The 20,632-nt window shown below is 71.5% G+C and carries 20 protein-coding genes; 8 read left to right on the top strand and 12 right to left on the bottom strand.

Annotated elements, in window-relative coordinates; translation table 11 throughout:
- Positions 1 to 341: 341 nt before the first annotated feature.
- Positions 342 to 1,640, top strand: a complete 1,299-nt coding sequence (locus ACGFN2_RS14970; RefSeq protein ID WP_362604860.1) for an erythromycin esterase family protein — start codon at positions 342 to 344, stop codon at positions 1,638 to 1,640.
- 169 nt (positions 1,641 to 1,809) lie between these two features.
- Positions 1,810 to 2,880 carry a zinc-binding dehydrogenase gene (locus ACGFN2_RS14965; protein WP_362604861.1) on the top strand — a complete coding sequence of 357 codons (1,071 nt, stop codon included), beginning with the start codon at positions 1,810 to 1,812 and terminating at the stop codon, positions 2,878 to 2,880.
- A 31-nt stretch (positions 2,881 to 2,911) separates the two neighbouring features.
- Here the strand turns inward: ACGFN2_RS14965 and ACGFN2_RS14960 are convergent, their stop codons facing one another.
- From ACGFN2_RS14960 to ACGFN2_RS14925, 8 genes are all read right to left on the bottom strand, one after another.
- Positions 2,912 to 3,370, bottom strand: coding sequence for a hypothetical protein (locus tag ACGFN2_RS14960; RefSeq protein ID WP_362604863.1), 459 nt, complete (start codon positions 3,368 to 3,370; stop codon positions 2,912 to 2,914).
- Positions 3,371 to 3,385: 15 nt separating this feature from the next.
- Entirely contained in the window at positions 3,386 to 3,520 is a 135-nt protein-coding gene (locus ACGFN2_RS14955) for a hypothetical protein (RefSeq protein ID WP_362604865.1), read from the bottom strand.
- A gap of 90 nt (positions 3,521 to 3,610) precedes the next feature.
- Positions 3,611 to 4,924, bottom strand: coding sequence for a UDP-glucose dehydrogenase family protein (locus ACGFN2_RS14950; protein WP_393360374.1), 1,314 nt, complete (start codon positions 4,922 to 4,924; stop codon positions 3,611 to 3,613).
- A gap of 82 nt (positions 4,925 to 5,006) precedes the next feature.
- Positions 5,007 to 6,392, bottom strand: a complete 1,386-nt coding sequence (locus tag ACGFN2_RS14945; protein ID WP_393360372.1) for a glycosyltransferase — start codon at positions 6,390 to 6,392, stop codon at positions 5,007 to 5,009.
- Positions 6,389 to 6,565, bottom strand: a complete 177-nt coding sequence (locus ACGFN2_RS14940) for a hypothetical protein (RefSeq protein ID WP_362604871.1) — start codon at positions 6,563 to 6,565, stop codon at positions 6,389 to 6,391. Before ACGFN2_RS14940 ends, ACGFN2_RS14945 begins: the two co-directional genes overlap by 4 nt.
- A 500-nt stretch (positions 6,566 to 7,065) precedes the next feature.
- Positions 7,066 to 7,770 (bottom strand): hypothetical protein, encoded by a 705-nt coding sequence (locus ACGFN2_RS14935; RefSeq protein ID WP_393360369.1) that lies wholly within the window; start codon positions 7,768 to 7,770, stop codon positions 7,066 to 7,068.
- 60 nt (positions 7,771 to 7,830) lie between these two features.
- Positions 7,831 to 8,202, bottom strand: coding sequence for a hypothetical protein (locus tag ACGFN2_RS14930; RefSeq protein ID WP_362604875.1), 372 nt, complete (start codon positions 8,200 to 8,202; stop codon positions 7,831 to 7,833).
- 45 nt (positions 8,203 to 8,247) lie between these two features.
- Positions 8,248 to 9,771 (bottom strand): zinc ribbon domain-containing protein, encoded by a 1,524-nt coding sequence (locus tag ACGFN2_RS14925; RefSeq protein WP_393360366.1) that lies wholly within the window; start codon positions 9,769 to 9,771, stop codon positions 8,248 to 8,250.
- Between the two features lie 262 nt (positions 9,772 to 10,033).
- Between ACGFN2_RS14925 and ACGFN2_RS14920 the strand changes: the two genes are divergently transcribed.
- Positions 10,034 to 10,900: a dienelactone hydrolase family protein gene (locus tag ACGFN2_RS14920; protein ID WP_393360364.1), complete on the top strand. Its 867-nt coding sequence runs from the start codon at positions 10,034 to 10,036 to the stop codon at positions 10,898 to 10,900.
- Between the two features lie 35 nt (positions 10,901 to 10,935).
- Here ACGFN2_RS14920 and ACGFN2_RS14915 read toward each other — a convergent pair whose 3' ends face one another.
- Positions 10,936 to 11,754, bottom strand: a complete 819-nt coding sequence (locus ACGFN2_RS14915) for an alpha/beta fold hydrolase (RefSeq protein ID WP_393360599.1) — start codon at positions 11,752 to 11,754, stop codon at positions 10,936 to 10,938.
- A gap of 222 nt (positions 11,755 to 11,976) precedes the next feature.
- Between ACGFN2_RS14915 and ACGFN2_RS14910 the strand changes: the two genes are divergently transcribed.
- The gene (locus ACGFN2_RS14910) at positions 11,977 to 13,161 is read left to right on the top strand and encodes a CaiB/BaiF CoA transferase family protein (protein WP_393360362.1); all 1,185 of its coding nucleotides are present in this window, start codon (positions 11,977 to 11,979) and stop codon (positions 13,159 to 13,161) included.
- A gap of 73 nt (positions 13,162 to 13,234) precedes the next feature.
- Positions 13,235 to 14,407 carry an acyl-CoA dehydrogenase family protein gene (locus ACGFN2_RS14905; RefSeq protein ID WP_393360360.1) on the top strand — a complete coding sequence of 391 codons (1,173 nt, stop codon included), beginning with the start codon at positions 13,235 to 13,237 and terminating at the stop codon, positions 14,405 to 14,407.
- Positions 14,408 to 14,459: 52 nt separating this feature from the next.
- On the opposite strand, the gene ACGFN2_RS14900 is transcribed toward ACGFN2_RS14905, so the two are convergent.
- From ACGFN2_RS14900 to ACGFN2_RS14890, 3 genes are all read right to left on the bottom strand, one after another.
- Positions 14,460 to 15,704, bottom strand: a complete 1,245-nt coding sequence (locus ACGFN2_RS14900; RefSeq protein ID WP_393360358.1) for a DegT/DnrJ/EryC1/StrS family aminotransferase — start codon at positions 15,702 to 15,704, stop codon at positions 14,460 to 14,462.
- A gap of 166 nt (positions 15,705 to 15,870) precedes the next feature.
- The gene (locus tag ACGFN2_RS14895) at positions 15,871 to 16,092 is read right to left on the bottom strand and encodes a hypothetical protein (RefSeq protein WP_362604885.1); all 222 of its coding nucleotides are present in this window, start codon (positions 16,090 to 16,092) and stop codon (positions 15,871 to 15,873) included.
- 84 nt (positions 16,093 to 16,176) lie between these two features.
- The gene (locus tag ACGFN2_RS14890; protein ID WP_393360356.1) at positions 16,177 to 17,208 is read right to left on the bottom strand and encodes a LacI family DNA-binding transcriptional regulator; all 1,032 of its coding nucleotides are present in this window, start codon (positions 17,206 to 17,208) and stop codon (positions 16,177 to 16,179) included.
- Positions 17,209 to 17,357: 149 nt separating this feature from the next.
- Here ACGFN2_RS14890 and ACGFN2_RS14885 point away from each other — a divergent pair, with 149 nt between their 5' ends.
- From ACGFN2_RS14885 to ACGFN2_RS14875, 3 genes are read left to right on the top strand one after another with little or no spacing between them, the layout of a single operon-like run.
- Positions 17,358 to 18,683, top strand: coding sequence for an extracellular solute-binding protein (locus ACGFN2_RS14885; protein ID WP_393360354.1), 1,326 nt, complete (start codon positions 17,358 to 17,360; stop codon positions 18,681 to 18,683).
- The gene (locus ACGFN2_RS14880) at positions 18,680 to 19,669 is read left to right on the top strand and encodes a sugar ABC transporter permease (RefSeq protein ID WP_362604891.1); all 990 of its coding nucleotides are present in this window, start codon (positions 18,680 to 18,682) and stop codon (positions 19,667 to 19,669) included. The genes ACGFN2_RS14885 and ACGFN2_RS14880 overlap by 4 nt, the downstream gene beginning before the upstream one ends.
- Positions 19,666 to 20,514 (top strand): carbohydrate ABC transporter permease, encoded by an 849-nt coding sequence (locus ACGFN2_RS14875; RefSeq protein ID WP_393360352.1) that lies wholly within the window; start codon positions 19,666 to 19,668, stop codon positions 20,512 to 20,514. Before ACGFN2_RS14880 ends, ACGFN2_RS14875 begins: the two co-directional genes overlap by 4 nt.
- Positions 20,515 to 20,632: the final 118 nt, after the last annotated feature.

Raw genomic sequence — 20,632 nt, 5'->3', positions numbered from 1 at the left:
GAGCTGCCGGTGACGGAACAGGAGCGTCTGGGAGTTCATGCCGCTGATGCTGGGATCTTCCCCGAGGTGAAGGTCAACCGGCGCACGGGGAAAGGCTGATCCCACCCACCCCCGGGCGCGGAAATACTCCCGTGCACGCCGCCCTCACCCGCTGCTAGCTTTCGCGCATGGCAATCCGCAGCAACTTTCTCTGAGTGGTTCGTCCGCAGACCCGGCGCCCCGTGGCCCAGTAGCCGCCCCGGCGCCGGTGAGGTCTGCGCGTCGTCGCGCCGCCCTCCCGCCGTATGCGCGGGACGGGCGGCCGTTTCCTGAACCTCCGCGTCGAGAAATGAGCTCTGACCATGCCTGTTCAGCCTTCTTCGCATGCCGCGCTTGCCGACTGGTTCCGTGCGCACGCCCACACCCTGACCACTCTCGATCCACAGCAGTCCCCCGACGACCTCGAAGCGCTCCGGGAGATCGTCGGTGACGCACGGGTCGTCGCGATCGGCGAGGGTGCCCACTTCGTCGAGGAGTTCTCCCTGGCGCGCCGGCGGGTGCTGCGCTTTCTCGCCGAGCGGTGCGGATTCACCGTCCTCGCGATGGAGTTCGGCTTCAGCGAGGCCTTTCCGCTCGACCGGTGGCTGCAGGGGGCGGGGGACGACGGTGACCTGGCACGGGTGAGCCGGGCCGCCGCCGAGTGGGGTGCCGCGGATCTCATGAACTGGCTGCGGCACCACAACCGCACCAGCGGGCACCCCCTGCGGTTCGCCGGCATCGACCTCCCCGAGGCCGGCGGGGCGCTGCGGCCCGCCCTGGAGCCGGTGGCCGACTATCTGCGTGAGGTCGATCCCGACGCCCTGCCCCTCGTCGACGCCGCGCTGGCGGTCAGCGACCGATTCCTTGAAGGCGTCGGCTCCGGCGCCGCGGCCGCGCCCGCGTGGGCCGGACTGGAGGCCGCCGAGCAGAACGAGCTGACCGCCGTACTGGCGCGGCTGCTGCTGCGGCTGCGTGCCGCCGAACCGCTCTACGTACCCCGCAGCGGACAGCGCCGCTTCGACATCGCCCGGCGCCGGGTGGAAGCGGCCTGCCACACCGACTACATCTTCCAGGCGATGACCGCCCTGATGTCCGGCCGGGGCCGGGCGGCGGATCTGGCGGTGCGTGAGATCTACATGGCCGAGTCGGTGCGCTGGCATCTGGAGCGGGCCGCCCCCGGGACCCGGATCGCCCTCGTGGCGCACAACAGCCATATTCACAAGACGGAACTGGAGCTCGGCGGCGGCCTGACCGCGCTGCCCATGGGCCTGCATCTGCAGCGGATGCTCGGCCGGGACTACCGCACGGTGGCCCTGGTCCACACCGCCGACCAGGTGCCGGAGATGCACCTCGACGCGAACGCCGCAGTCGGCTTCACCGTTGCCGAAGCGCACCTTCCGCCGCCCGAACCCGGCAGCGTCGAGGCCGCCCTCACCGACGCCGGACTCGCCGACCGGATCACCCTGACCGACCTGCGCCAGGCTCCGCGCGACGCCCAGGGGGCGCCGCTGCCCCTCGCGATCCGGTCCCAGAGCTCCACCGTGCACACCCCGGTGTCCGTGGCGTTCGATGCCGTGCTCTCGGTGCCGACGGTCACCCGGGACCGCACCGTGCGCTTCTGATCGCGCCGTACACGGCGGGCGGGGCTTCCGGGCGGGAGGTACGGAACGGGCGCAGGCACCGGGGCCGGCCGTGTCGGCCGAACGGGCGGAAGATGACGTGACGCCCATCGGCAGGTCACCGCCGCGGGAAGGGCGAGGGCATGAGCCATCGAACGGCAGGTGATCCGGCGTGAGGGCGTTCGTGCTCCGGAGGGTCGGCGAGGTCGGCGTCATGGAGAAGCCGGTCCCCGAACCGGGCCCCAACGACGCGGTGGTGCGCACCACCGCGGCCCTGGTGTGCACCACCGATGTGCATGTCATGAGGGGCGTGATTCCGGTCGCGCCGGAGGTGACACTGGGGCATGAGGCGGTCGGTGTCGTCCATGCGCTCGGCTCGGCCGTCGAGGGACTGGCCGTGGGCCGACGCGTCGCGGCTGCCGGGATCACGCCCTGCTTCCAGTGCGACTCCTGCCAGCGCGGATTCTCCTCGCAGTGCCAGGGGCGCATGCTGGGCGGGGCGAAGTTCACCAACCAGCGTGACGGGACCCTGGCCGAGTACTTTCTCGTCAACAACGCCGAGGCCAATCTCGCGCCGATTCCCGACCGGCTCTCCGACCACCAGGCGCTGTACGCCACCGACATGCTCTCCACGGGGTTCGTCGCCGCCGAACACGCGGAACTCGCCCTGGGCGAGACCGTGGCGGTCTTCGCGCAGGGCGCGGTGGGGCTGTCGGCGACGATCGGCTGCCGACTGCTCGGCGCCGGCCTCATCATCGCCGTCGAGTCGCTTCCCGCCCGTCAGGATCTCGCCCGCCGCTTCGGCGCCGATGTGGTCGTCGACCACACCCGGTGCGATCCGGTCGAGCGGATCATGGAGCTGACGGACGGCCAGGGCGTCGACGCGGCGATCGAGGCCCTGGGCGCTCCGCAGACCTGGGAGGCGGCCTTCCGGGTCACGAAGCCGGGAGGCCGGGTCTCCAACGTCGGGTACCACGGGGAGGTGCACGAGCCGCTGCGTATCCCCCTGGAACCGTTCGGATATGGCATGTCCGACAAGCAGCTGTACGGCGGGTTCAACCGCGGCGGCCGCGGGTGGCTGCGGCGGATCTTCCGGCTGCTGGAAACGGGGAAGGTCGATCCCACGCCGATGACCACCCATGAGTTCGGCTTCGACGAGATCGAGCGGGCCTTCCGGATGATGGCGGCGAAGGAGGACGGCATCATCAAACCGCTCATTCACTTCCCCGCGGGCGGTGCGTAGCCGGCGCCGGTGCGGATACCCGGCCGGCCGTTCAGCGGTACTGCTTCAGCTCTCCGGGCCGCGCGAAATAGAAGCCCCGCGGCCCGTCCGTCCCGCCGGTGTTCCCGCAGAGGCACGGGGCGGGCCGCCCTTCGACGAGCGCGCTGCCGTTGAGGACGCGTCTGCCGTCGAAGTGGCGGCCGGTCCAGCCGAAGATGTGCGTTCCCCGGGCCAGTCGCATGATGCCGGCGGTGATCCCCGCCGCCGGCACCGGCAGGCCACCGGACACGAACGGCAGGGACAGGAAGAGGTTCCACTTCTCCCGTGCCGCCGGGCCGGTCCACAGCGCGACGGTCACCGCCGCCCCGTCCAGGTCGGGAACGCAGCCACGCACCCGGTAGGGCTTGGCCACCGGCGTGGTCGTGTAGTGCCACAGCGCCGTGGCAACGGCCCGCTGCGCCCGGGAAAGACACTCCGGCGAGCAGGTCACCGGCTGGTTCGGTACGGCCATGTCCGCCTCCCTTGTTCACGGCACCATCGGCGGCCAGCCGAAGACGAGGCCGGCGAACAGACTGAAAATCCACAGCACGGCGAGCGCGGCGACCACACCCAGGGCACCGATTCCGAGGACAACAGCCTTTGCTCCTAAGGAATTTGCCATGCCCCATCCTCTCCCTCGCCTCCTCCGGGGTGTCCGGCGGGGGTACGGGTTCCTGCGGCGTCGGGTGCGGCCACGCACGCGAGGGCGGCCTCACGGCGCAGCGGGACGAACCGTGGCGCGTCCCACGCTCATGTAGGTGAATCCGGCGGAGACCAGGGCGTCGGGGTCGAGGGTGTTGCGGCCGTCGAAGAGGAGCCGGCGGCGCATGGTCCGTCCGGCGGAGGCCCAGTCGACCTCCCTGAGTTCGGGCCATTCCGTCACCACGAGGGCGGCGTCCGCGTCGCAAAGGGCGTCCGCCGGTGACGGGTGGCGCGTCGTGGCGTTCCAGGGGGTGACGTCGGCCGGGCGGGCCATGGGGTCCCAGCAGTGCACGGTGGCGTTCTCCGCGAGGAGCCGGGCGGCGACGACCGCGCTGGGGGCCTCACGCAGATCGTCGGTGCCCGCCTTGAACGTCATGCCCAGCAGCGCGACGCGGCGTCCCTTGAGACCGCCGAGTTCGGTCTTGAGGCGCTGGATGGCGCGGCGGGGCTGGAGGTCGTTGACCTCGATGACGGAGTTGAGCAGCTGGAAGGGGTAGCCGGAGTTGCTGGCCATGGCCCGCAGGGCGCGGGAGTCCTTGGGGAAGCAGCTGCCGCCGTAGCCGAGGCCCGCCTGGAGGAAGTGCGGGCCGAGGCGGTGGTCCATGCCGATGGCCGTGGCGACCTGTTCGACGTCGGCGCCGGTGGCCTCGCAGACGGTGGCGATCTCGTTGATGAAGGTGATCTTGGTGGCGAGCAGGGCGTTGGCGGCGAGCTTGACCATCTCGGCTGAGGCCACCGACAGCGTCTGCACGGGACCGTCGACCCCGTCGTGAAGTTCCCTGATCAGCCGGTCCGTTCGGGCGTCGGAGGTCCCGATGACGATGCGGTCGGGGTGCAGGAAGTCGTCGACCGCCTTGCCCTCCGCGGTGAACTCGGGGTTCGCCGCGTACCCGACATGGGCCAGCCCGGCCTCGTCGAGGGCGGCGCGGACCCGCTCCCCGGTGCCCACCGGCACGGTGCTCTTGACGACCACCGCCGCCAGGTGGGGCGCGCCCTTGAGGGTTTCGATGACCGACCAGACGCGGGACAGGTCGGCGTCGCCGGACGCGGTGGGCGGGGTGTCCACACAGACGTACGCGATCTCGGCGCCCTTGAGCGCCGTGTGGGCTTCGAGGGTGAAGGTGAGACGTTCCTTGTTCGCCGCGATCAGGTCGCCCAGACCGGGTTCGTGGATCGGCACCTCGCCCCCGTTCAGCAGCCTGATCCGCTCCGGCTGCACATCGCGCACGGTGACGCGATGGCCCAGTTCGGCCAGGCACGCGCCCGTGACCAGGCCGATGTATCCCGCGCCGAAGACGGCGACGGTGCGTGGTGTGGTGACCATGGGGAGGAACTCTTTCCTGAGAGAGGTGCCGGCCGCCGGGTCGCCCGGCGGCCGGCGGGGCGGTGTCCAAGAGCCGCCCAGGCTACGGAGCCGTGACGGGCCGGGCGTCGAGGGCGACTTCGGCGCCGTTCTGCCGGGTGTTCCAGCCGGTGCGGGCGCAGGTGACGATGCCGTACCAGCGCAGCCAGCGCAGGACGGTCCAGGCCAGGACGATGGCCAGCGGCATCATCACCCAGGTGAGGGCGCGGGACCGGATGCGTTCGTCGCTGCGGATGATGCCGAGGTAGCGCAGGCCGAGGGCCCAGCCGAGGAGGAAGGGGACCCAGAGCATCGACAGGGGCGGCAGGTTGTCGTAGGCGACCGGTTCGACGACCAGCAGCCACACCGTCACCACCTGCGTCATGATCATCTGGAACCACCGCATCAGATGGAGCCAGAACGCCGGCCGGGCGGGGGAGAGGTAGCGCATCCGCCATACGGAGCGGATGGTCGAGCCCCGCATCCACCGCAGATACATCCGGGTGAAGTGGCTCCACTTCTCCGGCATGGCCGTGAAGACGATGGCCGACGGCTGCTGCACGGTCAGACCGCGCTCCTGTGCGTAGAGCGTGAGCAGGGAGTCGTCGGAGAACATCACGGTGTTGCCCAGGAAGGTCTCGCCCAGATACGACCCGAGATTGTCGCGGACGACCTCGGCGCGATAGGCGGCCAGCGGACCCGAGTTGACCATCACGGCGCCGACGGCGGACTGGCCCGAGCGGTCGACGAGCTGACTGGTGACGAACCAGAGGTCGGTCACCCGCGCCAGGAGGTTGGCCCGGTTGTTGGTGGCGATGACGATGCCCGCCGCCGACTGGACCCTGGACCGGGCGAACGGCGCGAGGATCTCCTGCACGGCGTTCGGGGCCAGACAGGAGTCGCTGTCCACGGTGATGTAGATCTGCGCCTGCGGACTCACCCGGACCCCATGCGCCTGGGCGTGACGTTTTCCCTCGTTGGGAACGCGTTGCCAGGTGGTGCCGATGCCGTACTCGGCGGCCGCCTGCCGCCACCAGTCACGGACCTCGGCGTAGTCCGAGGTGGTGGAACCGTCGTCGACGACATGGACGCTGTCCGGGCGCCGGGTCTGGCGCAGGAACGACTCCAGCCCGAGGCGCAGATAGCCGGGATCTTCGTTGTAGACCGGCATGAGGATCGCCACATGCAGCGCGTCGAGCTGCCGCGCGGCGCGCTCCTTGACGCGTCGCGGGCGTTCGAGGTGGTAGAGCAGGGTCTGGATCAGGAAGATCACGAAGAGGGTGAGCCACACGTAGGACAGGCGCCCGGTGACGTCCGCGTCCCAGCGGGCCGCGGACAGCGCGTGCTGAGCGGTCCAGCCACTGGCCAGGATCAGCACGATGATGCCCATGAAGACCGTGGCGGACCGGTGCTGACGGGCAGTCAGCACCGGCGTCCGCTTGGCGGTCACTGCTCGCCCACTCCACGGCGGGTCCGGAACCCGAACCGGATCAGCAGGAATCCGCTGAGGACCGCGAAGGCGCTCACGCCCAGCAGCCACCACCCGGTGGTGAACGTCATCGTCCCGATGGTGACTGTCCCGAATAAGCCCGACTTGGCGAGCTGTCCGTAGTCAGAAGGCATACCGATTCCCCCCACGAATGATGATTTTCATACTTGCGGCGGTCATCCTAGAGTTACTTGACGCTTCACGAACCCTCGAACGTTTCTTCGAGTGAGGGGTGACAACGGTGTCCTGGGGAAGGGGAGCGGCGGCAGTCCGCATTTCAACAGTTTTCGACATCGCCACACTCGGAAGGGTGCCCTCCGCTGTGCGGCAGGTCAGCGGCTGTGGCGGCAGTGAAGTCGACGGTTCAGAGGGTCAACAGGGCTCCCGTGGGGCCGTGTTGAAGTCTGCCGGTTTCGGTGGCGGCTTGATGCGTCTCAAGTCGATAACAGGGGGGCGTGCAGGGGGCGCACTCACCCCGCAGGTGTCACACGGGCTACATGGTGAGCGGCCGTCGGCCGGGGAGCGCATGCGCGAAAGCCCCCGGTGCTGTTCCTCCACCGGGGGCGTGGTGCAACGTCGCGTGAACGAAGGCGGGTCGGCCGTCTGCCGTCGGCAGCCGGAGCCCCGCCGGTGCTCACCTCTCCTTGATCGAGGCGCTGATGATCTCGCCGCCGGAGACCGTGTAGGTCCCCTGGTAGACCCGTACCGAGCCGTCGGTCTGGACGGCGCGGAGGACGGCGCTGACCTGCCCGGCGCTGCCGCTGTCCACCGCGCTGAGGCTGATGGTCACCGTGCTGTTGTAGCCGGACACCCACTGCGTGTACGAGTTGCCGCCGATGTTCTTGCCGCCGAGGTCCCAGGCCGACGAGAAGTCCCGGGCGTTGATGTCCCGGTAGTACTCCTCCACGACCGCGCTCGCGTTGTCGGGTGACGGTGAGCTGTACGTCGGGGTGGGGGAGGGGAAGTCGGTCGGCGGCAGGGTCCCGCCGTAGGCCGGCGGGGAGGAGGTGAGGTCGGTGGGCGGCACGGAACCGATCGTCGGGCCGGGAGTCGGGGTGTCCGAGGAACTGACGTCGACCGTGGTGCCGCCGTAACTGGAGTCGGTGGACGAGGAGAGGACGACGGCGGTCACGACGCCCGCCACGAGCAGCGCCGCCATCAGCCACAGCAGCCACTGCGGAAGGACGGTGGTGCCCACCCGTACGTAGCCGTGCCGGGTGTCAGCGGCCGGCTGAGCGGTGCCGGCCGCTGTGCCGCTCTCGCGCGGCATGCCGCAGTTCGGGCAGAGCGTCGCGGCAGCGTCCTCCTGGAGCGCGCCGCAGTGTGTGCAGGACGGCATGGTCATCTCCCCCCGTCGTCCTTCGTGTTCGTGGTTCCGGCCGGTGCGTCGTCGGTCCGTCTACAGCCCGTGGACCGCCTCTTCGATCGCCACCGCCAGGGTGGCCAGGGCGGTGAAGCCCGGGACCGCGCCCGCGAGCGCCCTGGCGAACAGCCGCAGCTTGCCCTTGCGCGGGGTCTCCGAGGCGGCCTCCTCGCGGGCGTCCTCGGCGGCCTCGATCAGGTCGTCCCGTTCGGGGTGCTCGGACCGGCCGAGCTCGTCGATCAGCCGGGTGAGCAGCGCGCCGAGGTCCTCGGGAGAGGGCTGCTGCCCGCCGGTGTGCTGGGTCAGCCCGCTGTCGCGGACCTCCGCCTTGGCGTTCCGGCCGCTGGCGACGGCGTTGCCGACGACGTTCGAGCCGCCGGTGGCGATGATTCCGTCGTTCCTGCGCATGCGGATTCCTCATTCCTTGTGCGGTTGTCAGCCGAGTTGCGGTGGTCAGTCGAGCTTGACCCCGGGGATCTTGTTGAGGAGGTTCATCGCGATCCGGGCCCGGTCACCGGAGGCGACCGGACTGGAGTCCACGCGGGCGCCGTTGGACGCGATGATGCCGTTGTTGATGATGGCCTGCTGACGCTGGATCAGTTCGCCCGCGTCGATGCCGCGCTCCTCGGCGAACTCGACGAGGGCGTCCAGGACCCGCTTCTCCACCGTCTTCAGGACCATGCTGCTGTCGGCCTTCTGGAAATGGCGGTGGTGACGGGCGGACGCGGCCTGCCGGCGGACGCTCTGCCGCGCCCCGTAGTCGAAACAGCGCAGCCGGATGATCAGCTTGTTCTGCCGGCGCACCCGCCGGGACATCCAGAAGTCCGGGGCGAACCCCGCGACGGCGCGCGCGGGGGAGGCCAGCAGGACGAAGAAGGTGCTGATCGCTGTCCTGGGGAGCAGCGCGGCGACCTCCCCCACGGGCGGCCGGGGCATGAGGGTGTCGATGACCCGGTAGCGGTCGAGCAGCGGGAACAGCACCGTCGGGACGGCCTCCACGAAGAGGTTGGAGTCCGACCGCACGAAGCGGAGGAAGAGCGAGGTGACCAACTCGCCGCCCCAGCCGGTGGAGTGCACGGCCAGGTAGGGGCGGGCGCCTTCCTCGGGGGTCCGTTTCAGCGCGTCCATCTGGTCGAACGGAATCCGGGGCACGGGCCGGCCCAGGGGGTCGGGCAGGAAACGGGTGTCCCCCAGGATGGTCCCGCCATCGGCGAAGAGCCGCTCCTCGATCTCCAGGCAGGGCAGCGCCAGGGTGCCGACGCGTGCCGCGATATGGGTGTACAGCTCCGTCACGTCGAATTCCTGCGGCTCCTCTCCCGACTCGTCCGGCGTGGTGACGTCGAAGGTCAGTGACCAGGAGTCGAGTTCGGCGCCGTAGCCGAAGAACGGTGAGTAGCCGCTGTAGGTGGTGACGTTCCCTTCGGCGTACGCACCGATCTGGCGCAGCCGGGTCGCGATGGCGTTGTTGAGCGGCGGCGGCGCGTCCGCCGGGTCGAACCGGTCCGGGCGGAGGCTCTGGAGGTGGCGCCCGTACTTCGTGGAGAGTTCGAAGGAGAACACCGTCACCCAGGCGAGGAACAGCACCAGCAGGGTGATCAGCCCGTCGCCGAGCCAGAAGGTGAAGACGAAGGCCAGCACGAAGAGGACGGTGAGCACGAGATCCCGGCCGTGGCGGCGCGCGTTGGCCAGATAGGCGTGCCGGAGCACCACGGGGATGTCGCACGCCGGGGCCGCCGCCACACCCAGATGCGGTTCGGCGGCCACCTGTTTGATGAGCGAGGCGGCGTAGGCGCGGTCCAGGTAGGCGGCCGCGCACAAGTACCGGGTCAGCTGACGGCCGTTGCCCCACCGCGGCACGGTGGTGCGGTGGGCGGCGGCCTGCGTGGTGCCGGCCGTCGTCGCCACGGCCGGCGCGGGCGGTGGAGCACCGTCCGCCTGCTGCGGCAGCGTCAGGGTCGCGGTCCCGTCGGCCACCACGGCCGCACCGCACCTGCTGCAGAACGCGGCCTCCGGGGCGGTACTCCCGCCACATCCGGGGCATGTCGTCGATTGCGTCATATTTTCCCCCCCACACATGAGCCGGGCTCACGTCCAACAAGTGCACCACAAGAGCATTCTGAGAAAATGTCGGAGTCACTCTTTGAGGCTGGACCGTTACAGATCCGGAACGGGGTCTGGCGGGGGCGGCCGGAGAGCGGCACCGACCAGTCCCCGATCAGCGACCGAAGCGGTGGTATCCATGGCAGATCACGACCTGACCGGTTTCGAACGAGGCACCTTCACCCACGACGGCACCACCCACCGGATACTGCGGCGGGGCACGGGCCCCGCCGTGATCGTGGTGGCGGAGATACCGGGGATCACGCCCAAGGTGCTGGAGTTCGCGACGCGGGTCGCCGGCCTCGGCTGCACCGCGGTGCTCCCGGTGCTCTTCGGTACGCCCGGCCGCGATGCCGACCCCGCACACGTCGGCCGGCTGAGGGCGGGCCTCGCCATGGCCTCGTCGATCGGGAAGGTCTGTGTGAGCCGGGAGTTCACGGTGCTGGCCACCGGGAGAACCTCCCCGGTGGTGACCTGGCTGCGGGCCCTGGCCGCACACGAGCACGAGCGCTGCGGCGGCCCCGGGGTCGGGGCCGTCGGCATGTGTCTCACCGGTGGCTTCGCCCTCGCCATGGCCACCGATGAGCGGCTGCTCGCGCCTGTCGTGTCCCAGCCGTCGCTGCCGCTCGCCCTCGGCAGGAGACGGGCCGCCGCCATCGACCTGTCCGCCGAGGACCTCGCGCTCGTGCGGGGGCGCTGCGAGCGCGAGGGCCTCCGGGTCCTCGGGCTCCGCTTCCGCGGCGACCGGCTGGTGCCGGGGGACCGGTTCGCCTTGCTGCGCCGCGAACTCGGTGCGGCGTTCACCGCCGTCGAGCTGGACGATTCCGCAGCGAACCCGCAGGCCGTGCGCCCGCCGCACTCTGTCCTGACCGAACACCTCGTCGACGAGCCCGGCCAGCCGACCCGTGCGGCGCTGGACGAGGTGCTCGACCTGTTCCGTACCCGGCTGCTCGGGCAGGACCGCGGGCCGGTCGCGGAGGCGCCGGCCGCCGGAGGAGGGGAGTGAGGCCGGGGGTGCCGGGAGTGCGGTGACCGGCGGGGTCAGCCGGGTGCGGCCTCCGGGGCGGTGAGGAAGGACGTGACCAGCCTGCTCGTCTCGGGACGGCATTCCTGGAAGTAGGCGTGACGGGCGCCGGGGAAGAGGTGCGTCCGTGCGCCGGGGATGCGGGCGGCGAGCAGCGGGGCGTTGGCCGCGGGGGTGAGCCGGTCCTGCGCGCCGTGCAGCACCAGGGTGGGGGCGGTGAGCTGACGGAGGGCGTCCCAGGCGTCGTGCTCGTTGCTTGCCACCAGGTGCCCCCGGCGGGCGTGCGGCGGCATCGCGGGATCGCCGAGCGTGGTGTACGGGCCGGGGTGCTCCGCCCGCCAGGCGGGGGAGTACATCAGGTCGAGGAGGGCCCGCCGCGAGGCTGCCGGATCGGCCTGGGCCAGGGCGCGCCGTACCGAGCCGTCCTGCTCCGGCGCCCGGGGTCCGCCGGGGGAGGTGCACCCCAGGACGAGGCGGCGGACCCGGTGCGGATGGCGGGCGGCGAGCCACTGGGCGACGCGGCCGCCCATGGAGGTGCCGTACACGTCGGCCCGCTCGATCTCCAGGGCGTCCAGCACCGTGATCACGTCGTCGGCGAACAGCTGTGTGGAATACGGCCCGTCGGGTGCGCCGCTGGCCCCGGTGCCGCGGTAGTCCATGGTGAGGGTGGCGTGCGTGGCGTGGAAGTCCTCGCGTACGCCGTCCCACCAGTGGTGGTTGTTCGCCTGTCCGGCGAGGAGCACCAACGGGCGCCCGGAGCCGTGCCGTTGCCAGGCCAGGACGGTGCCGTCCTGGGCGCGGGTCGAGGTGTGGAGCTGCTGGGAGTGGTCGGTCATGCCGTTCCCGCCTTCCTGGACGGAGTGGTCCGCGTATCGTTCCGCGCCCGCCGCCGGGGCGTCGCGGCGCGTCGCGCGGAGCATGGCACCATCAGTTTGCCGAGGCTGTCATGAGTCCTCATGAGGCCCCTGCTCAGGTGGCGCTCTGCCGGAGTCCGCTCGCATGCTTCCCGCGGTGGCCGCCGGGCCGCCGTGTTCCCCTCAGGACCTGGAGGTCACCGCATGACCGAGCTTCCGCTCTCCGGCATCACCGTCGTCAGCGTCGAGCAGGCCGTGGCGGCGCCCTTCGCCACCCGGCAACTGGCCGACCTCGGCGCCCGGGTGATCAAGGTGGAGCGTCCCGGGGAGGGGGACTTCGCCCGCCGGTACGACACCACGGTGCAGGGGCAGTCCAGCTACTTCGTGTGGCTCAACCGGTCCAAGGAGTCCCTGACCCTGGACCTGAAGGCGCCGCGTGGACGGGAGATCCTGGAGCAACTCCTCGCCGGCGCCGATGTGTTCGTACAGAACCTGGCCCCGGGGGCGGCGGCCCGGCTGGACCTGGACGCGGCCTCTCTGGTGGCGCGGCATTCCAGGCTGATCCCCTGCACGATCTCCGGCTACGGCACCACCGGGCCCTGGGCCGACCGCAAGGCCTACGACCTGCTCGTCCAGTGCCAGACCGGTCTGGTGTCCCTCACCGGAACCGCCGGGGAGACTGCCCGCGCGGGGGTGTCGGTCGCCGACATCGCCGCCGGTATGTACGCCTACTCGGGCGTCCTGACCAGCCTGTACACCCGGGCGGTCAGCGGTGTCGCCCGCCCCGTGGAGGTCTCCCTCTTCGAGGCGCTGGCCGAATGGATGAACCAGCCCGCCTACTACACCCGGTTCAGCGGCACCCAGCCCCCGCGGCTCGGCACCCAGCACGCGACCATCGCGCCGTACGGGGCCTACCCCGCGGCCGACGGCCAGGAGGTGCTGTTCTCCATCCAGAACGAGCGCGAGTGGGCCGCCCTGTGCGAGCAGTTCCTCAAGCGCCCCGACCTGGTGGACGATCCGCGCTTCGCCACCGGCCCGGACCGGGTGGCGCACCGGGACGCGCTGAACGCGCTCGTCGCCGAGCGGTTCCGGCAACTGGACAGCCGGGAGGCGGAGGAACTGCTGGACGCCGCGGGCATCGCCAACGCCGGGGTCAACGACGTCGCGCAGTTCCTCGACCACCCGGTGCTGCGGGAGCGGAACCGCTGGCGCGACGTACGGATTCCCGGCGGGACCGTGCCGGCGCTGCTGCCGCCGGTCGACCTCGCCGGCACCGGCCACCGCATGGACCCGGTCCCCGCCGTCGGCGAACACACCGCGAGCATCCTGGCCGAGCTGGGACACGGCGCCGCCGACATCGAGCGCCTCCGCGCCGACCACGTCGTCTGAGGCCGCCCCGGCATCCGGCACCGAGCGTGCATCCGGCACCGCACCCACGCCCGCCAGTGAGGAGCAGCAGAGCATGAGCACTCTCGACATCCTGTCCGAGGACGAGCGGTGCATCGTCGGCACGGTGCGCGATTTCGTCGACCGGGACGTCAGGCCGGTGGTCAGGGAGCTGGAGCACGCCGACACCTACCCCGCGGCGTTGATCGAGCGGATGAAGAGCCTCGGGGTCTTCGGCCTGGCCGTCCCCGAGGAGTACGGGGGCACTCCGGTCTCGACGCCCTGCTATGTGCTCCTCACCGAGGAACTCGCCCGCGGCTGGATGAGCCTGGCCGGTGCCATGGGCGGCCACACCGTGGTCGCGAAGCTGCTGCTCCACTACGGCACCGAGGAACAGCGGTCCCGCTACCTGCCGCGGATGGCCACTGGCGAGATCCGGGCCACCATGGCGCTCACCGAACCCGGCGGCGGCTCCGACCTCCAGGCCCTGCGGACCGTGGCGCGCAGGGCCGCGGACGGGTACGTGATCAACGGCTCGAAGACCTGGATCACCAACTCCCGGCGCTCCCGGCTGATCGCTCTGCTGTGCAAGACCGACCCCGAGGCCACCCCGGCACACCGGGGCATCTCGGTCCTCCTCGTCGAGCACGGCCCCGGGCTGACGGTCTCCCGCGATCTGCCCAAGCTCGGCTACAAGGGCGTCGAGAGCTGTGAACTCGCCTTCGACGACTACCGGGCGCCGGCCGACGCGGTGCTCGGCGGCGTCGAGGGCAAGGGGTTCGCCCAGATGATGCGGGGGCTGGAGACCGGCCGGCTCCAGGTCGCCGCACGGGCCCTCGGGGTCGGCCGGGCCGCACTGGAGGACGCGCTCGCCTACGCCCAGGAGCGTGAGTCGTTCGGCAAGCCGATCTGGCGGCACCAGTCGATCGGCAACTATCTGGCGGACATGGCCACCTCGCTCTCTGCGGCGCGCCAGCTCACCCTGCACGCGGCCCGCGAGGCCGACGCCGGGCGGCGGGTGGACATGGAGGCCGGTATGGCGAAGCTGTTCGCCTCCGAGACCGCGATGCAGATCGCCCTCAACGCGGTGCGCATCCACGGTGGTTACGGCTACTCGACCGAGTTCGACGTCGAGCGGTACTTCCGTGACGCGCCGCTGATGATCGTCGGCGAGGGCACCAACGAGATCCAGCGCAAGGTGATCGCCGCCCAGCTCGTCGAGCGGGGCGGCCTGGACGGCGCCCGTTGACGGTGTGCGCCGTCCACCACCCGGAGAGCTGAGGGCCCCACCGCCGGCCCCGTCACCCCCGCCCGCAGACCCCCGCGGGCACCGGTGCCGGTGCCGGCGGTCCGCCGTTCAGTTCGGCCAGCGCGCCGTCCAGCGCCTCGACGAGATAGCTCTGCTGACTGGACGTCAGGAAGGGGTGGCAGGGCAGATTGAGGTGCTGCTCGAACCAGCTGCGTTCGGCGACCGGGCACTCGCCGCGCAGATGACCGCGGTGGCGCCACTGCGGCAGCAGATGCTGGGGGAAGTACCGCAGCTGGATCTCCACGCCCCTGCGGTCCAGTGCCAGGACCAGCCGGTCGCGCAGCTCCTGGTGCCCGGCGAAGCAGGTGTAGAGGTGGTAGGCGTGGGTGCTGTGCGCGGGCGCCGACTGCGGGGTGAGGAACGGGTAGCGGGCCAGCACCTCGTCCAGCCGCCCGGCGAGCGCGCGCCGCTGCGCCCCGGCGGCCTCGGCCCCCGCGAGCTGGGCCTGCCCGAGGGCCGCGACCGCGTCCGGCATGGTGGCGTCCCCGCCGTGCCGCCCTACGCCGCCGCGCGGCAGGGCCGTGGGGTACGAGCCCGAGAGCCCGGCCCCCCGCGGCCGGGGGGAGATCGTCCGGCCGTCCGTGCCGTGGGCGCGCAGCCGGTGCAGCCGCTCCGCCCAGTCGTCCCGGTCGCAGGTGACCAGACCGCCCTCGCCGAGCACGGTGCTGGTCCGGGCGCCGCGGAGGCTGAAGGCGGCGAGGTCCGCCAGGGACCCGGGGCTCCGGCCGCGGTAGCGGGCGCCCAGCGCGTGTACACAGTCCTCCAGCACCAGGAAGCCGTGGCGCCGCGCCAGTGCCATGACCGTGTCCATCTCGGCGGGGCAGCCGCCGTAGTGCACCAGCAGCAGGGCCCTGGTGCGCGGGGTGATCAGCGTCTCCAGCACGGCCGGGTCGAGATTGAGGGTGGTGGGGTCGATGTCGCAGAACCGGACCCGTACGTCGTGGTCGAGCAGTGGCTGGACGGTGGCCCGGTGGGTCTGCGGGGTGGCGATCACCTCGTCGCCGGGGGCCAGACCGAGCAGCTGGACGGCCAGTTGGAGGGCGGCCGGTCCGCTGTTCACCGAGACCGCGTGCCGGCTGCCGACCGACGCGGCGAAGGAGCGCTCGAACCGTGCGCGGCGGGCGCCGGCCGGCGGCGGTGTGCTCTCGTGGACCAGCTCGGCCAGCACGGCCGCCTCGGTGTCGGCCGGCAGGCCGCCCCGCCTCTCCCAGGGCACGGCGTAACTCTTGTCCAGCATCGGTTCCCCCAGGTCGTCTCCGGCGCGGCACCAACAAGGCGCGGTCCCATGACAGTCGAGGGGCGGCCGCCGGTGAAAGGGGCGGCGGCGGTCAGCAAGGTCAGTTAGGTCAGCTTCCGCCGTCCGGCGCCGGGCCGGCCCGCCGCGGGCCCGGCGGCCGGCACCGTCAGCGGGCGTTCCTCGGGTGCCGCCGCGCCGACCGTTCGTTGCCCCGCCGGTAGTTGCCCGTCCACCGGGCCATCACCAACTGGGCGTCACCGGCCGCCACTTCCCGCAGGAACCGCTCGGCACGGTCACCCCGCACCACCGCCGCCCGCCGCCCGTGATGCCGTACCACCACGGTTCCGTCGCCCAGCTCCTCGTACCCGAATCCCTGTGCCTTCGACACCCGCATGCCCCCCCTGTTCGTCCCCGCGCCGGGCCCTCATCGTGGCGCCGCGGCCGCGCCGGCGCGAGGCGTTTTCGCGGGCGGTCAGGTCGCCGCGGGCGGTGGCGCGGTGCTGCCGCGCGGGACGAGTTCGGTCGGCAGCACGATATGACGCTGGTGGGCGCCGTCGGAGTCGTCGATCACCGACCGGGCCAGGTGGACCGCGGCGCGGCCGATCTCGGCGGCGGGCTGGGACAGCGTCGTCAGGCCCAGGACCCCGGCCATGACGTGGTTGTCGAAGCCCATGACCGAAACCCGCCCGGGGACCGGGACATTGGCCTCCCGGAGCGCCGCCAGCAGCCGGAACGCGAAGTCGTCGGTCTCGGCGAACAGCGCGGTCGGCGGGTCCTGGAGGCTCAGCAGCCGCCCCACCGCGGCGCCCATCCCGCTGCCCTTCCAGTTCGGCACGCTCATCACGAGGGCGTCGTCGTGCTCCACCCCCGCCTCGGTGAGGGCCCGCAGATGGCCGGCGAGCCGGTTCTTGCTGCTCCAGGCGAAGCCGGTCCGGTCGGACGTCTGGAGGAAGGCGATCCGCCGGTGGCCGAGGTTGAGCAGATGGCGGGTGCCGCGCAGCGCCGCGTCCGCGTCGTCCACGTAGACACTGGGGCGCCCGTCGGCGTGCTGGCTGACGAAGACCAGGGGCATGCCCAGCTCGTCCAGCCGGGCCCGCTCGGCGGGGGTCAGCGCGAAGCTCACCACGAGCAGGGCGTCGGCGTTGCGGCGGGCGGGCAACCGGTCGAAGAAATCCGCGCGTTCGCGCACATCGGCCACGCTGTAGACGAGCAGGTCGAGACCCGCCTCACGCAGCGCGGGCGCCATACCGGCCAGCGCCGCGCTCAGGAACCACGTCTCCAGGTGCGGGGTGAGTACGGCGACCCGTCCGGTGCGGCCGGTCACCAGACTGGAGGCGCTGCGGGTGATCGCGAACGAGAGCTCGCGGGCCGCCTCCTCCACACGGGCGCGTGTGGTGTCCGAGACCGTCGACAGTCCGCGCAGTGTGCGCGAAACCGTGGATACCGAAACCCCCGCCCGATGGGCCACATCGGCCATCGTGGCCTCGCTCCGAGCTGAGGACATGCCGGGACGCTAGCACAAAAGGACGATGACAGCGTTGCCAGAAGTTTCTTTAGGGAAATCCGTTGTTCACGAGCCGTTGACCTGGCTACAAGGCCACTTCTAGCCTGCAAGCGCTGTCATCGAAGACAGGTAAGACGTCAGGAGCACTCATGGCCTTGAGCCGCAGAACCCTGCTTGCGGGCGGTCTCGCCGCCGGAGCCGGGCTCACCAGCGGTTGCGCGGGCAAGCCCCTGGACACCCTGCTGACCCAGGCTGCCCATGTCCCGCGTACCCCGGCCACCCTCGTCTGGTGGGTGTCCGAAATCCCCTCCCGGGACGGCCCGGTGGTGGCCGACCTGATCATCCGCGCCTTCGAACGCCGCTATCCGCACCTCCGGGTCCGGAAGTCGAACGCGCTGAGCGCCACCGACGGCAACCGCGCCGCGGTCACCACCCAGCTCGCGGGGGCCTCACCCACCCCTGACGTCTACCTCGGTGACACCACCTGGCCCGCGCAGTTCGGGGCCAACTCCCTTGCCCTGCCGGTGCAGAAACTGCTGCCGAAGGACTTCTGGGCGGACTATCCGGCCGCCCTGCGGCGGGTGAGCGAATACCGCGGAGCCGCGTACGCGCTGCCCTTCTACACCGACAGCTCCTTCCTCTACTACCGCAAGGACCTGCTGGCCAAGCACGGCCTGCCGGTGCCCCGCACCTGGGAGGAGCTGCTGCGCACCGCGCGCAGGGTGCAGCGCGCCGGGGACGCCGCGTACGGCTTTCTCTGGCAGGCCTCCGTGTCGGAGTCGCTCACCTGCAACGTCACCGAGTTCCTGGCCGACGCCGAGGCGCCCGTACTGGACGGAACCGGCACGGTGGCGCTGAACGGGCCGGGCGCGGAGCGGGCCTTCGCGCTGATGCGGGAGTTCACCGAGACCGGTGTCTCGCCCCGTACGGTCACCACCTACGCGGAAGCGGACTCGCAGGACGCCTTCGCCGGCGGCCGCGGCGTCTTCCTGCGCAACTGGTCCTACGCCTGGGGCAACGCGGCCGACCGCTCGGCCTCCAAGGTGGCCGGCCGGGTCGGTGTCGTCCCCCGGCCCGGCTTCGACGGCGACGGTCCGCGCGGAGTGAGCTGCGCCGGCGGCTGGAGCAACTTCGTCAATCCCAACTCCCACCACCTCGGGGCCGCGGTCGCCTTCGCCCGCTTCTGCGCCGGAGAAGAGGCACAGATGATCCTGCTGAGGCACGCCGGGGTGATTCCGGCACTCGACGACGTCCTGACCCGGCCGGAGGCCCGCCGGGCCGGTGACCCGACGCTGCTGCGGGCCAGGGAACTGCGGCTGGTCGCCCGGCCGGTGCAGACCCCGTACTACTCCCAGGTCAGCAAGGCGCTCTACACCCAGGCCAACGCCGTGACCGGCGGCCGGGCCACGCCCGCCCAGGCCGTGCGCGCGGCCCGCGCGGACATCCGGACCGCGCTGGAAGGCAGGGCGCTGTGAATGCCGTGACCTCCTCCGCGACCGTCCCCCGGCACCCGGAACCCCGCCCGGCCGGACCGCACGGACCCGCACCGCACGGCGGCGGCCCGGCCCGGGGCAGCCGCCGCCGGCCCGCGCGCACCGGCTGGCTCTTCGCCTCGCCGGCGCTGCTCACCATCGCCGCCGTGACGCTCTTCCCGGTGCTCTTCTCCGTGCTGCTCAGCTTCGCCGATGTCCGCCTGGAATACGGCGGGTTCAGCCTCGCGTCCCTGACCGGCGACCACTACGCCGCCGTGCTCAGCAGCCCGGAATGGCGCCATGCGCTCCTGTTCACCTTCGGCTTCACCGTCGTCACCGTCCTGCTGGAGCTGGTGCTCGGCACCGCGGCCGCGCTCGTACTGGAGCGGCTGGGGGCCGCCCGCGGCTGGGTGCTGGCGGTCCTGCTGCTGCCCTGGGCCCTGATCAATGTCGTCGCCGCCCAGTTGTGGGGCTATCTCTACAACGGCACCTACGGCGGGCTGACCTGGCTCTTCGAGCAACTCCTCGGCAGCCAGCCGGACATCCTGGGGCAGCCCGCCTCCGCCATGGGCGCCATGGTGGTGGTCGACGTCTGGAAGACCACGCCCTTCGTCGCCATCGTCGTCCTCGCCGGGCTGATGCTGATTCCCGGCGACGTCTACGAGGCGGCGGAGATCGACGGCGCCGGCGCCTGGACGACGTTCTGGCGGGTGACCCTGCCGCAGCTGCGGCCGATCATGGCCATCGCCGTCCTCTTCCGCATCCTGCAGGCCTTCGGCATCTTCGACCTGCCCTTCGTGCTGACCCAGGGCGGACCGGGCACCGCCACCCAGTCCCTGGCGATCCTCGGCTACAAGACCCTCTTCCAGAACCTCGACATCGGCCGGGGCGCGGCGGTCGCCACCACCACCGCCGTCATCGTCATCAGTTGCTGTCTGCTCTTCCTGCGGGTCTTCAGGACGCAGGCCGACGAAGGAGGGCGGGCATGAGCCGCCGCGCACCGGCGTCCGGAATCCGCCGGTACCTCAACGCCGTCAACCTCGGCGGTCTGGCGATCGTCGTGCTCTCGGCACTGCCGCTGTACTGGATGCTCGCCTCGTCCTTCAAGGGGCCGGGCGAGATCAGCGCCGCCCCGCCGAGCCTGGTGCCGGAGTCCGCGACGCTCGGCAACTACGCGGAGGCGTTCATCCGCAACGGCATCGGCCGCTATCTGCTCAACAGCGTGGTCGTGGCGTCCGTTTCGACGATCGCGGTGCTGGGACTGTCCTTCTTCGCGGGGTACGCCCTGGCCCGCACCCCGATGCGCGGCCGCGGCGCCCTCATGACCGCGCTGCTGATGCTGTCCGTCTTCCCGCCGATCGCGCTGGTCGTGCCGCTGTTCCTGCTGGAGCGGCAACTGGGGCTGCTCAACAGCTACGCGGGCCTGATCGTGCCCTACGTCGCGCTCAACCTGCCGTTCGCCATCTGGATCATGCGCAACTACCTGGTCGGTATCCCCCGTGAGCTGGAGGAGGCGGCCACCGTCGACGGCGCCGGACCGCTGCGCACCGTCCTGACCGTGATCGCGCCGCTGGCCCGGCCGGGCCTGTTCACCGCGGGCATCTTCACCTTCACCGCGACCTGGTCGGAGTTCCTGCTGGCGCTGACCTTCAACAGCGAGGACGGGCACCGCACCGTCCCGGTCGGCATCGCCCTGTTCACCAGCCAGTACACCGTCCCCTACGGGACGCTCTTCGCGGGCGCCGTGGCGGCCACCCTGCCGATCGGCGTCCTGGTCCTCGTCTTCCGCCGCTCGATCGTCTCGGGCATGACCTCGGGGGCGGTCAAGGGATGACCCCGGCCCCCGTGCCGGCCGCCCCCACCGGCCCCGCCGCACCCGGCGCGGCCCGGCGCCGCGCCGTACCCCTCTCCCAGCCCCTTCTGGGAGGTACCCCCATGCGTCCGCTACCGCC

The organism is Streptomyces sp. NPDC048612, from assembly GCF_043199295.1.
Classification (GTDB): domain Bacteria; phylum Actinomycetota; class Actinomycetes; order Streptomycetales; family Streptomycetaceae; genus Streptomyces.
Note: the sequence above shows the minus strand (reverse complement) of the source record. Positions and strands in the feature narration are given on the sequence as shown.